The sequence below is a fragment of the Sphingobium sp. PNB genome, from assembly GCF_019873065.1.
Classification (GTDB): domain Bacteria; phylum Pseudomonadota; class Alphaproteobacteria; order Sphingomonadales; family Sphingomonadaceae; genus Sphingobium; species Sphingobium fuliginis.
Window position 1 is genome coordinate 1 of sequence record NZ_JAINEZ010000006.1, and the last position, 17,204, is coordinate 17,204.

The 17,204-nt window shown below is 64.4% G+C and carries 9 protein-coding genes and 1 pseudogene; 5 read left to right on the plus strand and 5 right to left on the minus strand.

What is annotated here, in order from left to right:
* Positions 1–79: 79 nt before the first annotated feature.
* From K7W03_RS03580 to K7W03_RS03595, 4 genes and pseudogenes are all read left to right on the plus strand, one after another.
* Positions 80–514 (plus strand): annotated as a pseudogene (locus tag K7W03_RS03580) (IS5 family transposase); the annotation flags it as partial.
* 61 nt (positions 515–575) lie between these two features.
* Complete coding sequence (locus tag K7W03_RS03585) at positions 576–1,388, plus strand: universal stress protein (protein WP_319024289.1); 813 nt, start codon at positions 576–578, stop codon at positions 1,386–1,388.
* A gap of 454 nt (positions 1,389–1,842) precedes the next feature.
* Entirely contained in the window at positions 1,843–2,856 is a 1,014-nt protein-coding gene (locus tag K7W03_RS03590; RefSeq protein ID WP_222885580.1) for a universal stress protein, read from the plus strand.
* Between the two features lie 143 nt (positions 2,857–2,999).
* Positions 3,000–11,315, plus strand: coding sequence for a GH36-type glycosyl hydrolase domain-containing protein (locus K7W03_RS03595; RefSeq protein WP_226869669.1), 8,316 nt, complete (start codon positions 3,000–3,002; stop codon positions 11,313–11,315).
* Positions 11,316–11,707: 392 nt separating this feature from the next.
* Here the strand turns inward: K7W03_RS03595 and K7W03_RS03600 are convergent, their stop codons facing one another.
* From K7W03_RS03600 to K7W03_RS27685, 3 genes are all read right to left on the minus strand, one after another.
* Complete coding sequence (locus tag K7W03_RS03600; protein WP_222885582.1) at positions 11,708–12,265, minus strand: nitroreductase family protein; 558 nt, start codon at positions 12,263–12,265, stop codon at positions 11,708–11,710.
* Between the two features lie 106 nt (positions 12,266–12,371).
* A complete protein-coding gene (locus K7W03_RS03605; protein ID WP_222885583.1) occupies positions 12,372–13,373 on the minus strand; it encodes a zinc-dependent alcohol dehydrogenase family protein in 1,002 nt (333 codons plus the stop codon).
* Between the two features lie 247 nt (positions 13,374–13,620).
* Entirely contained in the window at positions 13,621–14,124 is a 504-nt protein-coding gene (locus K7W03_RS27685; RefSeq protein ID WP_226869670.1) for a DUF305 domain-containing protein, read from the minus strand.
* A gap of 256 nt (positions 14,125–14,380) precedes the next feature.
* On the opposite strand from K7W03_RS27685, the gene K7W03_RS03615 reads away from it, so the two are divergent.
* A complete protein-coding gene (locus K7W03_RS03615) occupies positions 14,381–14,671 on the plus strand; it encodes a hypothetical protein (RefSeq protein WP_222885584.1) in 291 nt (96 codons plus the stop codon).
* On the opposite strand, the gene K7W03_RS03620 is transcribed toward K7W03_RS03615, so the two are convergent.
* Positions 14,668–14,829, minus strand: a complete 162-nt coding sequence (locus K7W03_RS03620) for a hypothetical protein (protein WP_222885585.1) — start codon at positions 14,827–14,829, stop codon at positions 14,668–14,670. The two genes, K7W03_RS03615 and K7W03_RS03620, sit on opposite strands and share 4 nt — an antisense overlap.
* Positions 14,826–17,192 carry a heavy metal translocating P-type ATPase gene (locus K7W03_RS03625; RefSeq protein ID WP_222885586.1) on the minus strand — a complete coding sequence of 789 codons (2,367 nt, stop codon included), beginning with the start codon at positions 17,190–17,192 and terminating at the stop codon, positions 14,826–14,828. Before K7W03_RS03625 ends, K7W03_RS03620 begins: the two co-directional genes overlap by 4 nt.
* Positions 17,193–17,204 lie beyond the last annotated feature (12 nt).

Sequence of the window (17,204 nt, forward strand, 5' to 3'; positions counted from 1 at the left end):
TCCATGACCCTTGCTCCTTTCGCAAACGGCCTGCTGCCGTAAGGCAACAACGCTCAGTTAAGGGGCGAGCCATCCATAAAGGGGGGCTGAAGCTGCCGCCATCGGTCGTTCGCGCGGCGGCCTGACGACCAAGTTGCACGCTGCTGTCGACGCGATCGGTTTGCCGCTGCGCATCCATCCAACGCCGGGGCAATATGGCGACTGCCCGCAGGCTGAGGCCCTCCTGTCAGGCTTGCAGGGCGTCGGCCATGTCATCGCCGATGCCGCCTATGATGCCGATCCGCTACGCGCCTTCATCGCCGATAACCTCGGCGCAACCGCCCAGATCAAGGCCAACCCCAGCCGCGCCACTGCACCGCCAATCGACTGGAGGCTCTATAAGGAGCGCCATCAGGTCGAATGCTTCTTCAACAAACTCAAACGCTTCCGGCGGATCGCTCTTAGGTGCGAGAAAACCATCACCGCCTTCATGGGATTCGTACATCTCGCATGCGCCATGATCTGGATACGATGAATGCAGACAGCACCTAGCGTGCGATTGCAAACGGGATCGTAGCGAAAACGAGGAGGGCGTGGTGAAATCGATACTTCTGCATATCCATGACGATCACGGACAGACGGAGCGGCTTGCCGTGGCGCTGGACCTTGCGCGCGCCCACCAGTCACATATCACCTGCGTCCAGGTCACTCCGTTCAACAGCTATGTCGTCGGCGACCCCTTCGGCGGCCTTTATGCCTCTTCGCAACTGCTTGAGGCCCTTCAGGCGCGCGACGATGAGGAGCGAGAACGCATCGAGCAGCGACTGAAAAGCGAGGATATCTCCTGGGATTGGGAGCATGCCGATGGAAATGCCGCCGATGCGCTGGTGAGCCGCGGGCGCCTGGCCGACGTCCTGATCTTGAGCCGCCAGTACAAGGGGCAGGATGACACGCCGGAGCCTCTGCCGATCGTCGCCGACGTGGCCATTCACGCGCGCGCGCCGGTGCTGGTCGTGCCCCCGGGCACGACCAGCTTCAACGCCAGCGGGCCGGTCGTCATGGCCTGGAACGGATCGATCGAAGCCGCGCACAGCCTGCGTCTGACGCTTTCCTTCCTGCGGGTGGCGAGCGAAGTCCACATCGTCAACATCTCAAGCGATAACAACGATTTTCCACCGATGGACGCGAGCCGATATCTCGCCCGGCATGGCATAGGTTCTCAGTTGCACGAATGGCCCCAAGAGGCGCGCACGATCGCGCAGACGCTTTTGGACCCAGCGGGAGAACTGGCGGCATCTTCTCTCGTTATGGGAGCCTACGGGCACTCTCGGCTGCGTGAGACGGTGCTCGGCGGGGTGACCCGCGACCTCCTGTCCGACACGTCCGTTCCGCTGCTGCTGGCGCATTAGCCGCTCCGTGAGAATATCCGGTGGCGCCCAAGCACAGCAGGCGCTCCGCACATGATCCAATTCTATTGACGGGATGCTGAGCGGACGTGTGCGGCATACGAACTGAGAATCGGATTTTCGGCAGCATTGTTGACCCGCGATCCAGGAAAGCCGCTTGCGCGGATTGAGCCGTTGGCCGTCCTTGGGTCCTTCGATCAGGAGTGGCTGTTGGACAGATAGCTTTCACGCCTCATCGGGACTGGCGAGTCGTGCTGTTCGAGGCGGACGGCACGCGCCATGACTCCGTAGATACACTTATTTCGAGTCTCTTCCGGATCGGTCACCGTGGCCGCCATCAGAAATTGCGGCGTCGCAACGAGCTTCGGGCTTGTCCTCGAACGCCTGGCGCTGGGCGTGGTGGCCCTGTGTTAGGGCGCACGGAAAAATGCCGCGTAAGACAACAGGAGGCCGGAATATGTCGACATCGAACGCACTCTTCCCAGGCCGCGCCGACACGCAAGCGGGAACCTGTCACGTCGTCGCGTGCCTGGATCGATCCGAGCACGCGGCCGGCGTCGTTTCCCATGCATTTGCGATCGCCCAGGCGCTCGAGGTTCAGGTAACGCTGCTGCAGGTGCTGGAAGGCCAGCCGGCAAAGGAGATGCGGCCTGACCCGATCGAATGGGATCTTCGCCGGCACGAGGCGAGACGCACTCTGGGGAAACTGGCAGCCGCTCCCGAGCCCTCGACTACCATCGCCGAGATCAAACTTGCAGAAGGTGCAACTGCCGAGGAAATCTGCCGATTCACCTGCGGACAGCCCGATTGCCTTCTCGTACTTGGCACTCAGGGCGAGAATGGCGCAAGCCAGAAAGGCATTGGCGGCACGGCCCATAATGTTCTCGAGCGGGCGCCCGGTTCGATCCTGCTGGTCCCGATCGCGGCCTCCGTCGCGCCGGCGCCGAGCTATCGGCGCATCCTTGTGCCCGTGGATGGATCGACCTGGGCCGAAAGCGTCATCCCGCTCGCGGCCCGGCTTGCGAAATCGGCGCAAGCGGAACTGATCCTCGCGCACGTCGTCCCGACGCCGGAACTCACTGAAACCAGGCCGCTCGAGCCTCGCGATCTCGAACTCCAACGGCATGTTGTCGAACGAAATGAAGCGACGGCGCGCGCCTATCTCGACCATGTTCGGACATATGTGGCGGCCATGGGGCTGACAGTTCGGGCGATCTCGATGCGCAGCGAGGATGTTCGCGCTGCTCTGGCCGGGTTGATCCGCGCCGAAGCGGCCGACCTCGTCGTGCTGTCGGCGCGGGGCCATGGCGGCCGCCATCACATGGACGTTCCCTATGGCAGCGTCGCCGCCTACCTCATGACCCATTCGCCCGTGCCGATGCTGATCGTTCGTCCATCCGTGACTGCAGTGGAGCCGATGGTGCTGGCGAATGTCCAGAATGCGCGCCTCCCGGCCGTAGGTCCGGTCTGAGAATGGCGGATGTCGAGGATGCGGACCCGATAGTCGCCGCTGCGCACGAGCTTGCGCGCCGTCACCGTCTTGTGGGCTTGGCCCGCAGAGCGGCGCCGCTGACAACCTGGTCGCAGCTGCCGGCATTGCGTGCATGGCTGAGTATGGCCCGGATCGCCGCTGGCGCCGCGGAGCCGCAAAGCAGCTCGGCGGCCGAATGGCTGCTCGACAACGATTATCACGTTCAACGCGCAATCCTCCAGATCAAGGAGGATATGCCGGCCCAGTTCTACCGGCGCCTGCCCGGCCTCGCGGGTGAGGCGGCGAAGGGCCTGCCTCGCATCTATGCCCTGGCCCATGGGCTGCTCCACGCGTCGCATCTGCAGATATCGCTCAATACCGCGATCCCGTTCATCGAACGCTATCAGGATGAAGAGCCGCTGAGCATTGCCGAGCTCTGGGCGTTTCCGGCCATGCTGCGCCTGGCCTGCCTCGAGCTTCTGGTAACCGGCTTCGGACGCATATTCCCGGATGTGGCGCCGCCCTTCGAGGTGGGGCCCGATGCCGCCAAATCCGCCGCAGCGGACGATACCGAATGCGTTTCGCGTGCGATCGCTAACCTCGCAGTGATCTCGACGATCCAGTGGAAGGACTTTTTCGACCGGACAAGCCGCGTCGAGGCGATCCTGCGGCTCGACCCTGCCAAGGTCTATCCGCACATGGATTTCGACACGCGCGACCGTTACCGGCATGCAATCGAGCAACTGTCGGACCATGGCGGCCTGCCAGAGTTGGATGTCGCCGAACGCCTGCTCGTTCAATGCCGGGCCAATGACGACGTGCCGGCCGATCATGTCGGCTACTGGCTGGTCGGCGAGGGCCGGCCGGCGTTCGAGGATGCGATCGACGTGCGGCCGCTGGCGCTGGAATCGATAGGCCGCAGGCTTCTGCGCTATCCCGCGGCGCTTTATACGGCGTCGCTGTTTCTGGCCGGATTCGTCAGCTTTGTCGTTCCGGCGCTTTACCTGGCGCTGGTCGAGGCGACCGCCATGAGGTGGCTCCTAGGTATCGCGCTCACCACGCTGCCGGCGACCATCCTGAGCGTCACGTTCGTCAACTGGATCGCGACGCTGCTCGTGTCGCCCCGGGTGCTTCCAAAGCTCGATTTCGAGAGGGGTATCGCCGACGATTGCCGGACAGCGGTCGTGATGCCGGTGCTTGTCGCGCATCCGGCGGACGTGGCGGCGCTCCTCCAGCGGCTGGAAGGTCACTATCTCGGCAATCCCGATCCAAGGCTGCAGTTCGTTCTGCTGAGCGACCATGCCGATGCCGACAACGACAGCCTTCCTGGCGATGCGGATGTCGAGGCCGCGCTGGAAAATGGCGTGAAGCGCCTCAACGAGACCTATGGCGGCGCGGGCCGCGGCCCTTTCCATATGCTGCACCGGCCGCGGCTCTACAATCCCGCCCAGTCGGTCTGGATGGGATGGGAACGCAAACGCGGAAAGCTGGAGCAATTCAACGGCTATATCCTGCGCGGCGACCTCAGCCCTTTTTCACGCACCGCCGGCCGCATCGAAGCACTTCGCGAGGTTCGGTTCGTCGTGACCGCGGACGCCGATACCCGCCTGCCGACGGGCGTAGTCAATCGGATGGTGGCGACGCTCGCCCATCCGCTCAACAAGGCTCGTTTCGATCCGCGCACCGGGCGGGTGGCAAGCGGCTACACGATCCTCCAGCCGCGGGTCGAGATCGCACCTGAAACCAGCGGACGATCGCTGTTCACGCGCTACTTCGGCGGCGACACCGCGATCGACATCTATTCACGCGCCGTATCCGACGTCTACCAGGACCTGTTCGGCTCAGGCATATTCGTCGGCAAAGGCATCTATGAAGTCGCCGCCTTCGAGCGCAGTGTCGAGGGACGGATACCCGAAAACAACCTGCTCAGCCATGACCTGTTCGAAGGGCTGCATGGTCGCGCGGCGCTCGCCAGCGACATCATCGTCTATGAGGGCTTTCCGTCCGGCTATCTCGATTACCGCCGGCGCTGGCACCGCTGGGTGCGCGGCGATTGGCAGCTGCTGCCCTGGCTGCTTCCCCTGGTGCCGGGCCGCGCGGGAACGCGCCTTCACAACCGCCTCACCTGGTTCGACCGGCTCAAGATCTTCGACAATCTGCGCCGCAGCCTCGTGCCGCCCAGCCTTGTCGCCCTGCTGCTTGGCGGATGGTTCATCCTGGGCGGCAACCCCTGGATATGGACATCGCTCGCCATCGTCGCGCCGGCAGCCTATCTGTTCACCGACGTCGTCACCGGTCTCGCGCGCGGCCGCCGGCGCGGCGTTCTCCAGGGTGTCCTGCGACGGCTGGGCGATGAACTGGGACGATGGGCGCTGTCGATCGCCTTCCTGATAAGCGATGCCGCCATCGCGCTCAATGCGATACTGATCACGCTCTGGCGGCTAGGCACCGGGCGTGGACTGCTGGAGTGGACGTCTGCAGCGCACACGACAGCGCATTTTGCCGCGCTCGATCCGCGGCGGGCCGCCTGGCGCGAGATGTGGGTGTCACCCGCATTCGCGCTTGCAGTCGGCTCGGGGCTGGTACTGGCACATGCTGCGGCCCTCCTGCCCGCCGCGCCGCTACTGATGCTGTGGGTGCTGGCGCCTGAAATCGCGTACCGGATAAGCCGTCCGCGCCGCTCCTCGGTCGAGACGCTGGGCGCCGAAGACCGTCTGTTCCTGCGCAGCATCGCACGGCGGACATGGTTGTTCTTTGAAACCTTCGTGAGGCCGGAGGACAACTGGCTGCCGCCCGACAATTACCAGGAGCCGCCCGAGGAGGAGATCGCCCATCGGACGTCGCCGACCAATGTCGGCATGATGCTGCTCTCCACGCTGACGGCATGGAAGCTGGGGCATATCGGCGTGACCGATCTCGAGATGCGACTGCGTAATGCGCTGGACGCGCTCGACCGGCTCGATCGCTACCGGGGACATATGCTCAACTGGTATGATACCCGTACATTGCAGCCGCTCGAGCCGCGCTACGTCTCCACGGTCGACAGCGGCAATCTGGCCGTCAGTCTTGTCGTCGTGAACGAGGCGTGCCGCGATGCTGTTCGAGCCCCCGTGCTTTCCCCTGCATTATGGTCCGGTCTCGACGACACCCTCGATCTGCTTGTCGGCGCGCTTGCGGCCGATCGCGCCGACCCGGATCATGCCTGTCGTACTCTTGTTGCGGCGATGCGGGACGCCGCAACTGCGGCGCGGGACGACAGCGCCTGCTGGGGCGACCGGCTGGACGCGCTCTGCGATCGGGACTGCCCCGAGCTGCAGGAAAGGATCCGCAATGGCATCGCCAACGCGGGGACACTCCCGACGAACGTGATCCGCGACGTTCAGCTGTGGCTCGAGCGGGTTGATCATCATCTGCGCAGCATGCGCCGCGACGTGCAGATATTCCTCCCGTGGCTGACGCTGTTGACGCGCGCGCCCGCCGATTGCGCCGACATCGCCGCCCGGATCGGCCCCATGCTCGCGGGCGAGCGCACGCCCGCCGAAATCGAGGCCGCGTGCGCGGAGGCGAGCGCGCTGCTGGACACATTCGGCGGCTCCCTCGACCCTTGCGAAGCAAGGAACTGGGCGGAAGAACTCGGTTCGGCTCTCGCCCGCGCCGCGGATGCCCATAAGACCATGCGCGACCGGCTGGATGGCATCGCCCGGCGAGCGGGCGCCTGGGCCCATGGCATGGATTTCGCCCTGTTGTTCGATATGAGCAGCCGACTGTTCCATATCGGCTACAATGTCACCGTCGACCGCATCGATCAGCACCATTATGACCTGCTGGCGAGCGAGGCGAGGCTCGCGAGCTTCTTTGCCATCGCCAAGGGCGATGTGCCTCCCGAGCATTGGTTCTTCCTCGGCCGCCCGATCACGAAGAAGGCCTCGGGCCTGTCGCTGGTCTCGTGGAACGGCTCGATGTTCGAATATCTCATGCCAAACCTGTTCCTGCGCAGCGATCCCGCAACACTTCTCGGCCAAAGCGACCGGACCGCCGTCGATCTTCAGCATGCCTACGCGGCCAAGCATGGCATCCCCTGGGGCATATCCGAATCCTCCTTCGCCTCGATGGGTTCCGATCGCGTGTATCGCTACCATGCGTTCGGCGTCCCGGGGCTGGGCTTGCGCCGTGGGCTTGCGCGCGATCTGGTGGTGGCCCCCTATGCGACTGTGCTCGCACTCGCTGCGCGAACGGTCTTGGCAGTCCGTAACCTTCGTGATCTCGCGGGGCTGGGCATGCTCGGGCGATACGGCTTCTACGAGGCCATCGACTTCACACCCGAGCGGGTACCGGACGGAGAGCGCTTCGCGGTGGTTCGATCCTATATGGCGCACCATCACGGGATGAGCATGGCCGCTCTCGGCAATGCGCTGTGCGGCGATATGTTCGTCCGCTGGTTCCACGCCGACCCCCATATCCGCACGATCGACCTCCTCCTCAACGAACGCATTCCCTGGGAACTCCCGCCCGAGATTTCGCGCATCGAACTCCGCGAGCCGCAGCCGGTCGCCGAGGGCGCGATCCCCCGTCTCCAGCCCTGGAACCCTGGCTCCATCGGCGGTTCCACTGCGCTGCATGCGATCGGCAATGGTCGTCTGACCAGTCGTCTGGCGGCGAATGGGGGAGGGGGGCTCTACTGGCAGCGTTATGCGCTCACCCGCCCCGATCGGATCCCTGGCGACGCCGGGCTCTGGATCTATGTCCGCGATCGGGACACCGGCGCGCTCTGGTCGGCGACGCCGGAGCCGGTGCGCGCGCCGGCCACCGAGGCGCGCATTCTCTTCGAGGCGCATCGGGTCGAATATCATCGTCGGGATCACGATATCGCTCTGACCATGGCTGTCGGCATCCCGCACGGGGACGATCTGGAGATCCGCCGGGTCACTGTCGTCAACGAGAGTGACCGGCCGCGAACACTCGACTTCACGAGCTATGCCGAGGTCATGCTCGCGCCGCCGCTCGACGGCGCGCGCCACCCGGCGTTCAGCAAGCTCTTCGTCGGCAGCGAGCTGCTGCCGGGCGTGAATGGCCTGCTGTTCACGCGCCGACCACGCGATGCTGGCGATCGTCCGCCCGTGCTGCTTCACCGGATCATTGCCGACGACAAGGGCTTCACGCTGCGGGGTGCCGAAACCGATCGCGCGGCCTTCTTGGCGCGCCACGGTAATCAGGCGGACCCCGCCGCGATGCACTCTGATGAACTGGGCGGCACGACCGGCTGGACCCTCGATCCGATCTTGGCGATGCGCGCGGAGTTGGAGCTTCCGCCGCACGGGAGACGCGAACTCGCCTTCGTCACGATCGTTGCGGGCTCACGGGAATCCGCTCTGGAGCTCGCCGAGCGCTATGCGACTTTGACGGCACTCGAATGGGCAATGAATGACGCCCTGGCGGATGCGGCGCGCGAGATGCATCAACTTGGATTGGCGCCTGACCGCGTGCGGGACGCACAGATGTTGCTGTCCGCGTTGCTCCAGCCCGTTCAGTCATCTCCCGGCATGCAGAATGCGCTTGTTGCCGACCGTCACGGCAGAGGCGATCTCTGGGCGCATGGAATATCGGGCGATCATCCCATTCTGCTGGTGCGCGCAGGCGACGGCCAGCGAACCGCCCTGCTGCGGTTTCTTGCGGCAGCCCAGCAGCTGTGGCGGAGGCGGGGCATCGCGATCGATCTCGTGATGATGCACGAAGGGGCAGCGGGCTATCTTGAGCCGGTGCGCGAGCGGTTGATCGAGATCCTCCGCGAGGCGGGCGTGCAGGAGCAGCTCGGGCAAAATGGCGGAATCCACCTCGTGGGGATCGGGCACGGCGACACCGATCGCGCCCAATTTCTGGAACGCGCCGCGCAGATCGTGCTCGACGAAGCGGCGGGTGCGCTCGGCGACCAACTCGCGCGCGCCGAATCTCCCCAGCTTCGGAGCCCGCGCTTCGAGCCGGTCGGCAGCACCGGGGCGTCGCCAAGCGCCGGTTTGGGCTTGCTCCCGCTCAAGGAGCTGGCGTTCGACAATGGTCGCGGCGGGTTCACGCCGGAAGGCGAGACCTATGTGATCCACCTCGCGCCGGGTGAGACCACCCCCGCGCCCTGGTCGAACGTCCTCGCCAATGACGGCTTTGGCACCATCGTCACCGAGGCCGGTCTCGGTTTCACCTGGGCGATCAACAGCGGCGAAAACCGTCTGACCCCATGGAGCAACGATCCCGTTCGGGATCCGCAGACCGAGATCCTGTATCTGCGTGACGAGGAAAACGCGCATCTGTGGACCCCGACGCCGCAGCCCGCCGGGGCCGGAACCGCCTGCCGCATCCGACATGGCGCGGGCTATACGAGCTGGGAGAGCAGCAGCGAAGGCCTCGAACAGGAACTTCAGGTGTTCGTCCCCGTCGACGATCCGGTCAAGATCGTCCGGCTGAGGCTTCGCAACCTGTTGCCCCATGCCCGCCGGATCACGGCGACCTATTATGCCGAATGGCTGCTGGGCGCGGTTCACGGCGAACCGGCCCCGCTGCGGACCGCGCATTATGATGCCGAAGTCCATGCACTGATGGCAAACAACCCGTGGAACGAAGAATTCGGAGAGCGGACGGCTTTCCTTTCATGCAGCCGGCCACCGCACAGCCTGACGACATCGCGACGGGACTTCATGGGACGCGATGGCAATCCACGCCGGCCCGAAGCGCTGCTGAACTGGGATCTGGGCGGTCGGCAGCAGTCAGTCGGCGCGGATTGCTGCAGCGCCTTGCAGGTCCATCTGGATATCGCCGCCGGGCAAGCCGCCGAGGTCGTATTCGTACTGGGGCAGGGGGATCACCGTGCCCACGCCCGAACGCTGGTGCTGCGGTGGCAGGATAACGCTGAGGTGGAGCGCGCCTTCCAGCAATGCCAGGATGATTGGGACAGGCGTCTGGGCGCCGTCAAGGTGAAGACGCCGGATCCTGCGTTCGACATGCTCGTCAACAGATGGCTCCCCTACCAGACAATCAGTGCGCGTCTGCGGGCCCGTGCGGGTTTCTATCAGGCCGGCGGCGCCTTCGGTTATCGCGACCAGCTACAGGACGTGCTCGCCTTGCTGCATGCCGATCCCGATCTGGCGCGACGGCACATTCTCGCGGCCGCTGCTCACCAGTTCGAGCAGGGCGACGTTCTCCACTGGTGGCATCCGCCGCTGGACCGGGGTGTCCGGACGCATTGCTCAGACGACCTGCTCTGGCTGCCTTTTGTCACTGCCGCCTATGTGGAGGCTACGGGCGATGTCGGCATTCTTGCGGAAGAGGTGCCGTTCCTGCGCGGTCCCCCGCTGGCCGGGGACGAGGCCGACCGCTACGCGCGGTTTGACATCGCGGATGAACACCGATCCATGTTCGAGCATTGCGAGCGTGCGCTCCAATGCGGTCACCGCCTCGGGGCCCATGGGCTGCCGCTGATGGGCACCGGCGACTGGAATGACGGTATGAACCGGGTGGGCGAGCAGGGGCGCGGTGAAAGCGTCTGGCTCGCATGGTTCCTGATCGCCACGATCGATGGGTTCGTTGGCCTTTGCGGCCGGCTGCAGCGCAACGATCTGGCCGAGCGCTGGAAGCCCCGTGCGACGGCGCTTGCCAAGGCGGCCGAGCAATCCGCCTGGGATGGCGAATGGTACCTGCGGGCCTTCGACGACGACGGTCGGGCCTGGGGCTCGGCTGCGGACAGCGAGTGCCGGATCGACTCGATCGCTCAATCCTGGGCAGTGCTGTCGGGCGCCGGCAGTCCAGAGCGGATGGCGCGCGCCATGGCTGCGGCCCTGCAGCATCTGGTCCGTGACGACGATCGGCTGGTCCGGCTTCTCTCGCCCCCCTTCGACGCCACGCCACGCGACCCCGGCTACATCAAGGCCTATCCACCCGGCATTCGGGAAAATGGCGGCCAATACACGCATGCCGCCGTCTGGCTCGGCATCGCCCTTGCCCGGCTTGGCGATGCCGAGGGCGCGATGCGGGTCTTCGATCGCATCAACCCCATCAATCAGACCCGCTCGAGCGAAGACGTCGCGCGCTATCGAACCGAGCCCTATGTGCTGGCGGCGGACGTTGCCGGCACGCCGCCCCATGTCGGCCGCGGCGGCTGGAGCTGGTATACGGGCGCGGCCGGCTGGACATGGCGACTGGCGGTCGAGGAAATATTGGGGTTGCGGCTGGTGGAAGGCCGGCTGCATCTCGCGCCTTGCCTGCCGGCGGCATGGCGATCCTTCGAGGCAACGATCACCAGGACGGCGGGCAGCCTGCATATCCGGGTCGACAACCCCGAAGGACTTGCGCCAGGCGACGCGCATATCACGGTCGATGGGGCCGGGCCGCCAGGGGATGGCATTCCGTTTCCCTCTGGAGGCGAGATGCGTGAAGTTCGGTGTCTCCTGACCCCCCGCATTGCCTTGGCATCGTGATTTTTCGCAGGATGGTAACGCCGCAATTGCCGGTTAGATCTTCAGAATATATCACGTAGGCGGGCCGGATATTCGGACGGCCACAATTGCCATCGAACCGATTCCGACCGCCGGAAGTCCTTTGGTTCCGCCATGGCGCCCAACCTTGGACGTGGCGCTGTTGCACGGGAGAACAATCGAAGGAGCATGCGCACGGACACCATAATCATGGACAGCCGGTGGCAGATCAGCTGCTCGAAAAAGTCCGGTTCGCGGCATCATGATCGAGCCGGGAATGACCGCTGATCAAGTCGATCATGCGGGCAATAGCTGGTACTTCTGCAGCGCCTGATGCCGCCGCAGGTGCCGGCCAAAAGTCGTTCCTGTCGCCGCGATGTTTGCGGAGGGGATTTTCAGTCAATCCAGCGCAGCTGCGGCGGGTGGCGCGGGACTGGCGCGATCGGCGCCGTTGGATATCCGATAATGATCGGGGCAATCGGCACGAACGCGTCGGAAACGCCAAGCGTTCGCTTGCCGTCCGCCGTTTCGAGCCATCGCTGGGCGAAGCCGATCCAGCAGGATCCCAGGCCCAGCCCGTGTGCCGCCAGCATCAGGTTCTCCGCCGCAAGTGTGGCATTTTCGATAGCCCATCCTCCGGCGCGTGCCGAGACGGTGATGAGGACCGGTGCATGGTAGAAGATGTGGAAATCCGGACTTCTGAGAGTCTCGTGGAGATGTTCCGGAAAGGATCCGCTCGGCATCGTCTCAATCATATAGGCTTTGGCCGCCGCAGAAATCCGATCGAGCAGCGATGTGTTCTGGATAATGGTGAAGTCCCACGGCTGTTCGTTGACAGCGCTCGGGGCCTGAACGGCGGCATCGACCAGGCTCTTCAGCACCTCTTTCGGGACAGGAGCCGCCGTGTAGGTACGTGTCGCGCGGCGTCCGTAGATCGCTTCGGTCAGGTCCATGTGATGCACTCCGCAATAGATTGAAATCCTGGTTCGTCCGATGCCGCGGGCGGGGGTGGACAATCGTGCGCCGCAGCCTTTTGGTCGGCTCAGAGTCGATCGCGGCCTATGTTTCCGGATCGGGACAGATCACCGCAGCACCGGTCAATCGACCCTCGCGCAGCCGTCGCAATGCCTCGTTCGCGCGCTCCAGTGGAAAAGATTCGGTCACGGTCCTGATCCCCGCCCTTTCCACCATCTCGAAAAAGGAGGTGCCATCCTCGCGCGTCAGATTGGCGACGGAGAGGATCGCGCGCTCACCCCACAAATCGGCGTAGGGGAAAGCAGGGATGTCACTCATGTGAATGCCCGCGCAGACAACGCGGCCGCCCTTGCGTACGACCTTTAGCGCCGCCGGAACCAGCGCTCCTACCGGCGCAAAGATCAGTGCGGCGTCGAGCGGAACGGGAGGGGCCGCCTCGGACGACCCGGCCCAGATGCAGCCGAGCGACCGCGCGAACGCCTGTCCGTCCTCGTCGCCGGCCTTGGTGAAGGCATAGACCTCGCGTCCCTGCCATGTCGCGACCTGGGCGAGGATGTGCGCAGCCGCGCCAAAACCGCACAGCCCGATCCTCTGCCCGTCGCCGGCGAGACGCAGCGCGCGCCAGCCGATCAGACCGGCGCATAATAGCGGCGCAGCCTCCACGTCAGTGAAGCGATCCGGCAGCGAGAAGCAATAGCGTGCGTCCGCGACGACATGGCTGGCATAGCCCCCATCACGGGTACAGCCGGTAAACTCCGGCTGATCGCAGAGATTCTCGTGATCGCTTCTGCAAAAGCTACAGACGCCGCAGGTGTGGCCGAGCCAGGGGACACCGACACGTTGGCCGATCGCGAAACCTGCCGTTCTCGCGCCCATGGCAATCACGCGTCCGACAATTTCGTGGCCCGGGACGATCGGATAATGGGCCGGGATTTCCCCGTCGAGCACATGGAGGTCGGTGCGGCAGACGCCACATGCGACCACCTTGATCAGGAGCTGTGCCGGACCGGCAACAGGCAGCGGCCGCGTGACCATGCGCAAAGGCTTGCCGGGTCCGTCGAGTTGCATGGCATGCATTTGGCCCATGTCACGATCCTTTCATTGACGGCACGGCCAGTCTCGCACGACTCGCCGGACATCGCGCTAGGTAGACTTACGCAATGCCATGAAGGTCTCGTCGCGGCACATGACGCTGGCTGGGAGACCGGTATACTAAAGGGTTCAGAGAGGCAGCGGCCCCGCCAGCACCATTGTGAGCGCAAGACCAAGCACTTCGGTTTCAGAGTGGACTGCTTCCTCGGATGAACCTCGTTGGCTTACTCGCCTCAATGAATCATTGCGCAGTCTTGCCATTCTGGCGCAGCCACGCCTGCAGGGCATCGATCTCACGGTTCTGGACCGCAATGGATTGCGTAGCCATCCGGCTCACGGCGCCCTCAGGCTTGCCGGTGAGGATTAGCCGCGACATCTCCACCGCACCGCGATGATGTTCGACCATCTTGCGGACATAGGTTTCCGTCGCGTCGGCTCCGGTCGCATGCATCATCGCCATGTGCATCTTCATCTCGACATGCGGGAAAGGATTGGCAGCGGTCGGTTCCATCATCGGCATCTGACCCATTCCCTGCATGCCACCGCCCATGCCGCCCATCGAACCGCCTGCCGCGGTGCCATGGTCATGTTCGCTGTGGGTATCCGGTGGGGGAGCCGGTTGCGTTGGGGCGGGCTGCACCTGACCGTGGTCATGGTCCATAGCGGGCATCGGCCCGGGCTGGGCGAACGAGGGAGAACTGGCCAAAGTCAGGGCCATACAGGCTGCGAGGGTGACTGCTTTCATTGTTCTGCTCCTGTGAAGTCGTTCCAGGCCATACGCAGGCGGCGCATTTGCCCCTCCAATCTCCGCGATTTTATTTCAGGAGCGACTTGGAGCAGTCGTTGAAGACGCGCTGCGTGGTTATGTGCCGCAGGAGGCGGTCGCCAAAATGGGTCGGCTGGTTCAGCTCGGACCGACCCTGGCTCGGCCCGCCGGTGCTGCTGCCGGTAAGCCTCGAAGAGGCTAACGCCGCGTTCGAGGCGGGACGCGAGCAGGACTCTTGAAGGCCGATGCCCTTCTCGACAGCAACCTGCTCATCGCGATGTTGGCGGAAGCCCACGATCATCATGCGCTCTCTCCGGACTTGCTGATCGGCGAAGCAGCGATCGTTCACGACGTTCCGGTGATCGTCACCGGAAATGTCAGCCACATGCGGAGCCTATTTCCTTCGCTGACTATCGCGACACCCAAGGACGTTGGAAAAGGTCTCGTTCGCTGGGAAATGTTGCATGATCCGACCTATCGCGCTGGCTGCGCCAAGATCACTGAACCGACCTTTTTCCCCGGCTAGAGCATCGAGGCTGCATGGATGCTGCCGCCACCCTTCATGAACGATGGGCAGCACATATGTTTGGCCAGCAGGTCCGGTTCGTCGGCAATGACACGGATACCTTCCGCCGACCCGGCTGTTGGCGCGCTCGCTTCGAAATGACGAGGCAGGTCGATCACAGACGAATGACCCGCAATCGCAAGGCATTGGTGATGACACTTACCGATGACAGCGCCATGGCGGCCGCTGCAATGGCAGGCGAGAGCATCCAGCCAAAGGTTGGATAGAGCGCGCCGGCTGCGATCGGAATGCCCGCGACATTATAGGCGAAGGCGAAGACCAGGTTCTGGCGAATGTTGCGCATCACGGCGCGCGACAACCGCCGCGCGCGTAGGATACCGTTGAGATCGCCTTGCAGCAGCGTAACCCCCGCGCTTTCTATGGCGACATCCGCTCCCGCTCCCATGGCGATCCCGACCTCGGCTGCCGCCAGCGCCGGGGCGTCGTTGACGCCGTCGCCCGCCATGGCGACGCCGCGGCCGTCGGAGCGCAGCTTCTGCACAACGCTGGCCTTGTCTTCGGGCAGAACCTCGGCCTCGACATTATCGATGCCAAGGCGGGCCGCAACGGCAAGAGCAGTGGTGCGATTGTCCCCGGTCATCATGACGATACGGATGCCGTCTGCCTTTAGCTCGCGGACGGCTTGAGCCGAAGTTTCTTTGATAGGATCGGCTATGCCCAGAAGTCCGGCAAGCTTGCCATCGACGCTGGCAAAGATCGCGGTCGCGCCCTCGGCGCGCATCGCCTCGGCCGCTTCGTTGAGCGCAGCCGTATCGATCTTCTGCTCCGCCATGAACCGCGGGCCACCAAGCAGGATATGCTTGCCCGACACTGTGCCGGTCACGCCGCGCCCGACAGGCGAGTCGAAATCGCTCGCCTGTTCGAGCGCCAGCGTGCGGTCCTGCGCGGCGCGCAGAATGGCGTCAGCCAGCGGATGTTCGCTGCCCCGTTCGAGACTGGCCGCAAGGCGCAGAATCTCGTTCTCGTCCCATCCGCTGACGGTGCGGATACCAGTCACAGCGGGTCGGCCTTCGGTCAGCGTTCCGGTCTTGTCGACCACCAGCGTGTCGATCTTCTCGAACCGTTCCAGCGCCTCGGCATTCTTGATGAGTACGCCAGCCTGCGCGCCGCGCCCGACGCCGACCATGATCGACATCGGCGTGGCGAGGCCAAGGGCACAAGGACAGGCGATGATTAGCACCGAAACGGCGGCAACGAGGGCATAGGTCAGGCGCGGGTCGGGACCGAATACCGCCCAAGCGGCGGCCGCGATCAGCGCGACCGCGATCACTACGGGCACGAACCAGCCGGAGACCTGATCGGCCATGCGCTGGATCGGCGCACGGCTGCGCTGCGCCTCGGCCACCATCTGGACGATCCGCGAAAGCAGCGTCTCGCTCCCGACCTTCTCGGCGACCATGACGAAGCTTCCCGTCTTGTTGAGCGAGCCGGCGATCACCTTGGCGCCTGCTTCCTTGGTGACAGGCATGGATTCGCCGGTCACCAGTGATTCATCGATCGATACTCGTCCTTCGGCGATGACGCCGTCCACCGGCACCTTCTCGCCGGGCCGAACCCGCAGATGATCGCCGACAACCACGAGGTCGAGCGTGACTTCCTCGTCCTGTCCAGCGGCGGTCACCCTGCGGGCGGTCTTTGGCGCCAGATCAAGCAGGGCCTTGATCGCGCCGGACGTGCGCTCACGCGCGCGCAATTCCAACACTTGGCCGAGCAGGACCAGGACAGTGATGACGGCGGCCGCCTCGAAATAGACCGGCACAGTGCCCATCGTATCCCGGAAGGCGGGCGGAAACAGCGATGGCGCGAAATGGGCAACGAGGCTGTAGGCATAGGCGACGCCTACCCCCATGGCGACCAGCGTGAACATGTTGAGATGGCGAGATTTGAGCGAGGACCAGCCGCGCGTGAAGAACGGCCAGCCCGCCCACAGCACGACCGGCGTTGCGAGGAAAAACTGGATCCAGTTCGATGTCTGCTTGCCCACGAACATCATAAGGCCGGTCAGATGCCCGCCCATCTCCAGAGCAAAGACCGGAATGGTCAAGATAAGCGCCACCCAGAAACGGCGCGTCATGTCGGCGAGCTCGGGGTTGGGGGGGCTGTCGGCCGATACTATTGCCGGCTCGAGGGTCATGCCGCAGATCGGGCAGGAGCCGGGTCCGATCTGCCGCACCTCGGGATGCATCGGGCAAGTGTAGATGACAGCGTTTGCGACGGCGCGGGCCGGTGGCACGTCTTTCTTGTCCAGATACTGGTCCGGGTTTGCGACGAACTTCGACAGGCATTCTGCACTACAGAAGTGGTAGCCTTGGCCTGTATGGGTCGCATGATGCTCGGTCGCTGCCGAATCGACTTTCATGCCGCACACCGGATCAACGGCAGTGGCTGTACCGCTTGCCTTCGCGCCGCCGCCACAGCAGCCCGCACCATGATGATGCGCCTCGTGATCAGTCGATGTCATATCGATTCTCCT

Excerpts from the sequence above, each read along its gene's own strand:
- K7W03_RS03625 (WP_222885586.1), bottom strand. The coding sequence starts at position 17,192 with ATGACATCGACTGATCACGAGGCGCATCATCATGGTGCGGGCTGCTGT.
- K7W03_RS03605 (WP_222885583.1), bottom strand. The coding sequence starts at position 13,373 with ATGGGCCAAATGCATGCCATGCAACTCGACGGACCCGGCAAGCCTTTG.
- K7W03_RS03595 (WP_226869669.1), top strand. The coding sequence starts at position 3,000 with ATGGCCCGGATCGCCGCTGGCGCCGCGGAGCCGCAAAGCAGCTCGGCG.
- K7W03_RS03590 (WP_222885580.1), top strand. The coding sequence starts at position 1,843 with ATGTCGACATCGAACGCACTCTTCCCAGGCCGCGCCGACACGCAAGCG.
- K7W03_RS03600 (WP_222885582.1), bottom strand. The coding sequence starts at position 12,265 with ATGGACCTGACCGAAGCGATCTACGGACGCCGCGCGACACGTACCTAC.
- K7W03_RS27685 (WP_226869670.1), bottom strand. The coding sequence starts at position 14,124 with ATGAAAGCAGTCACCCTCGCAGCCTGTATGGCCCTGACTTTGGCCAGT.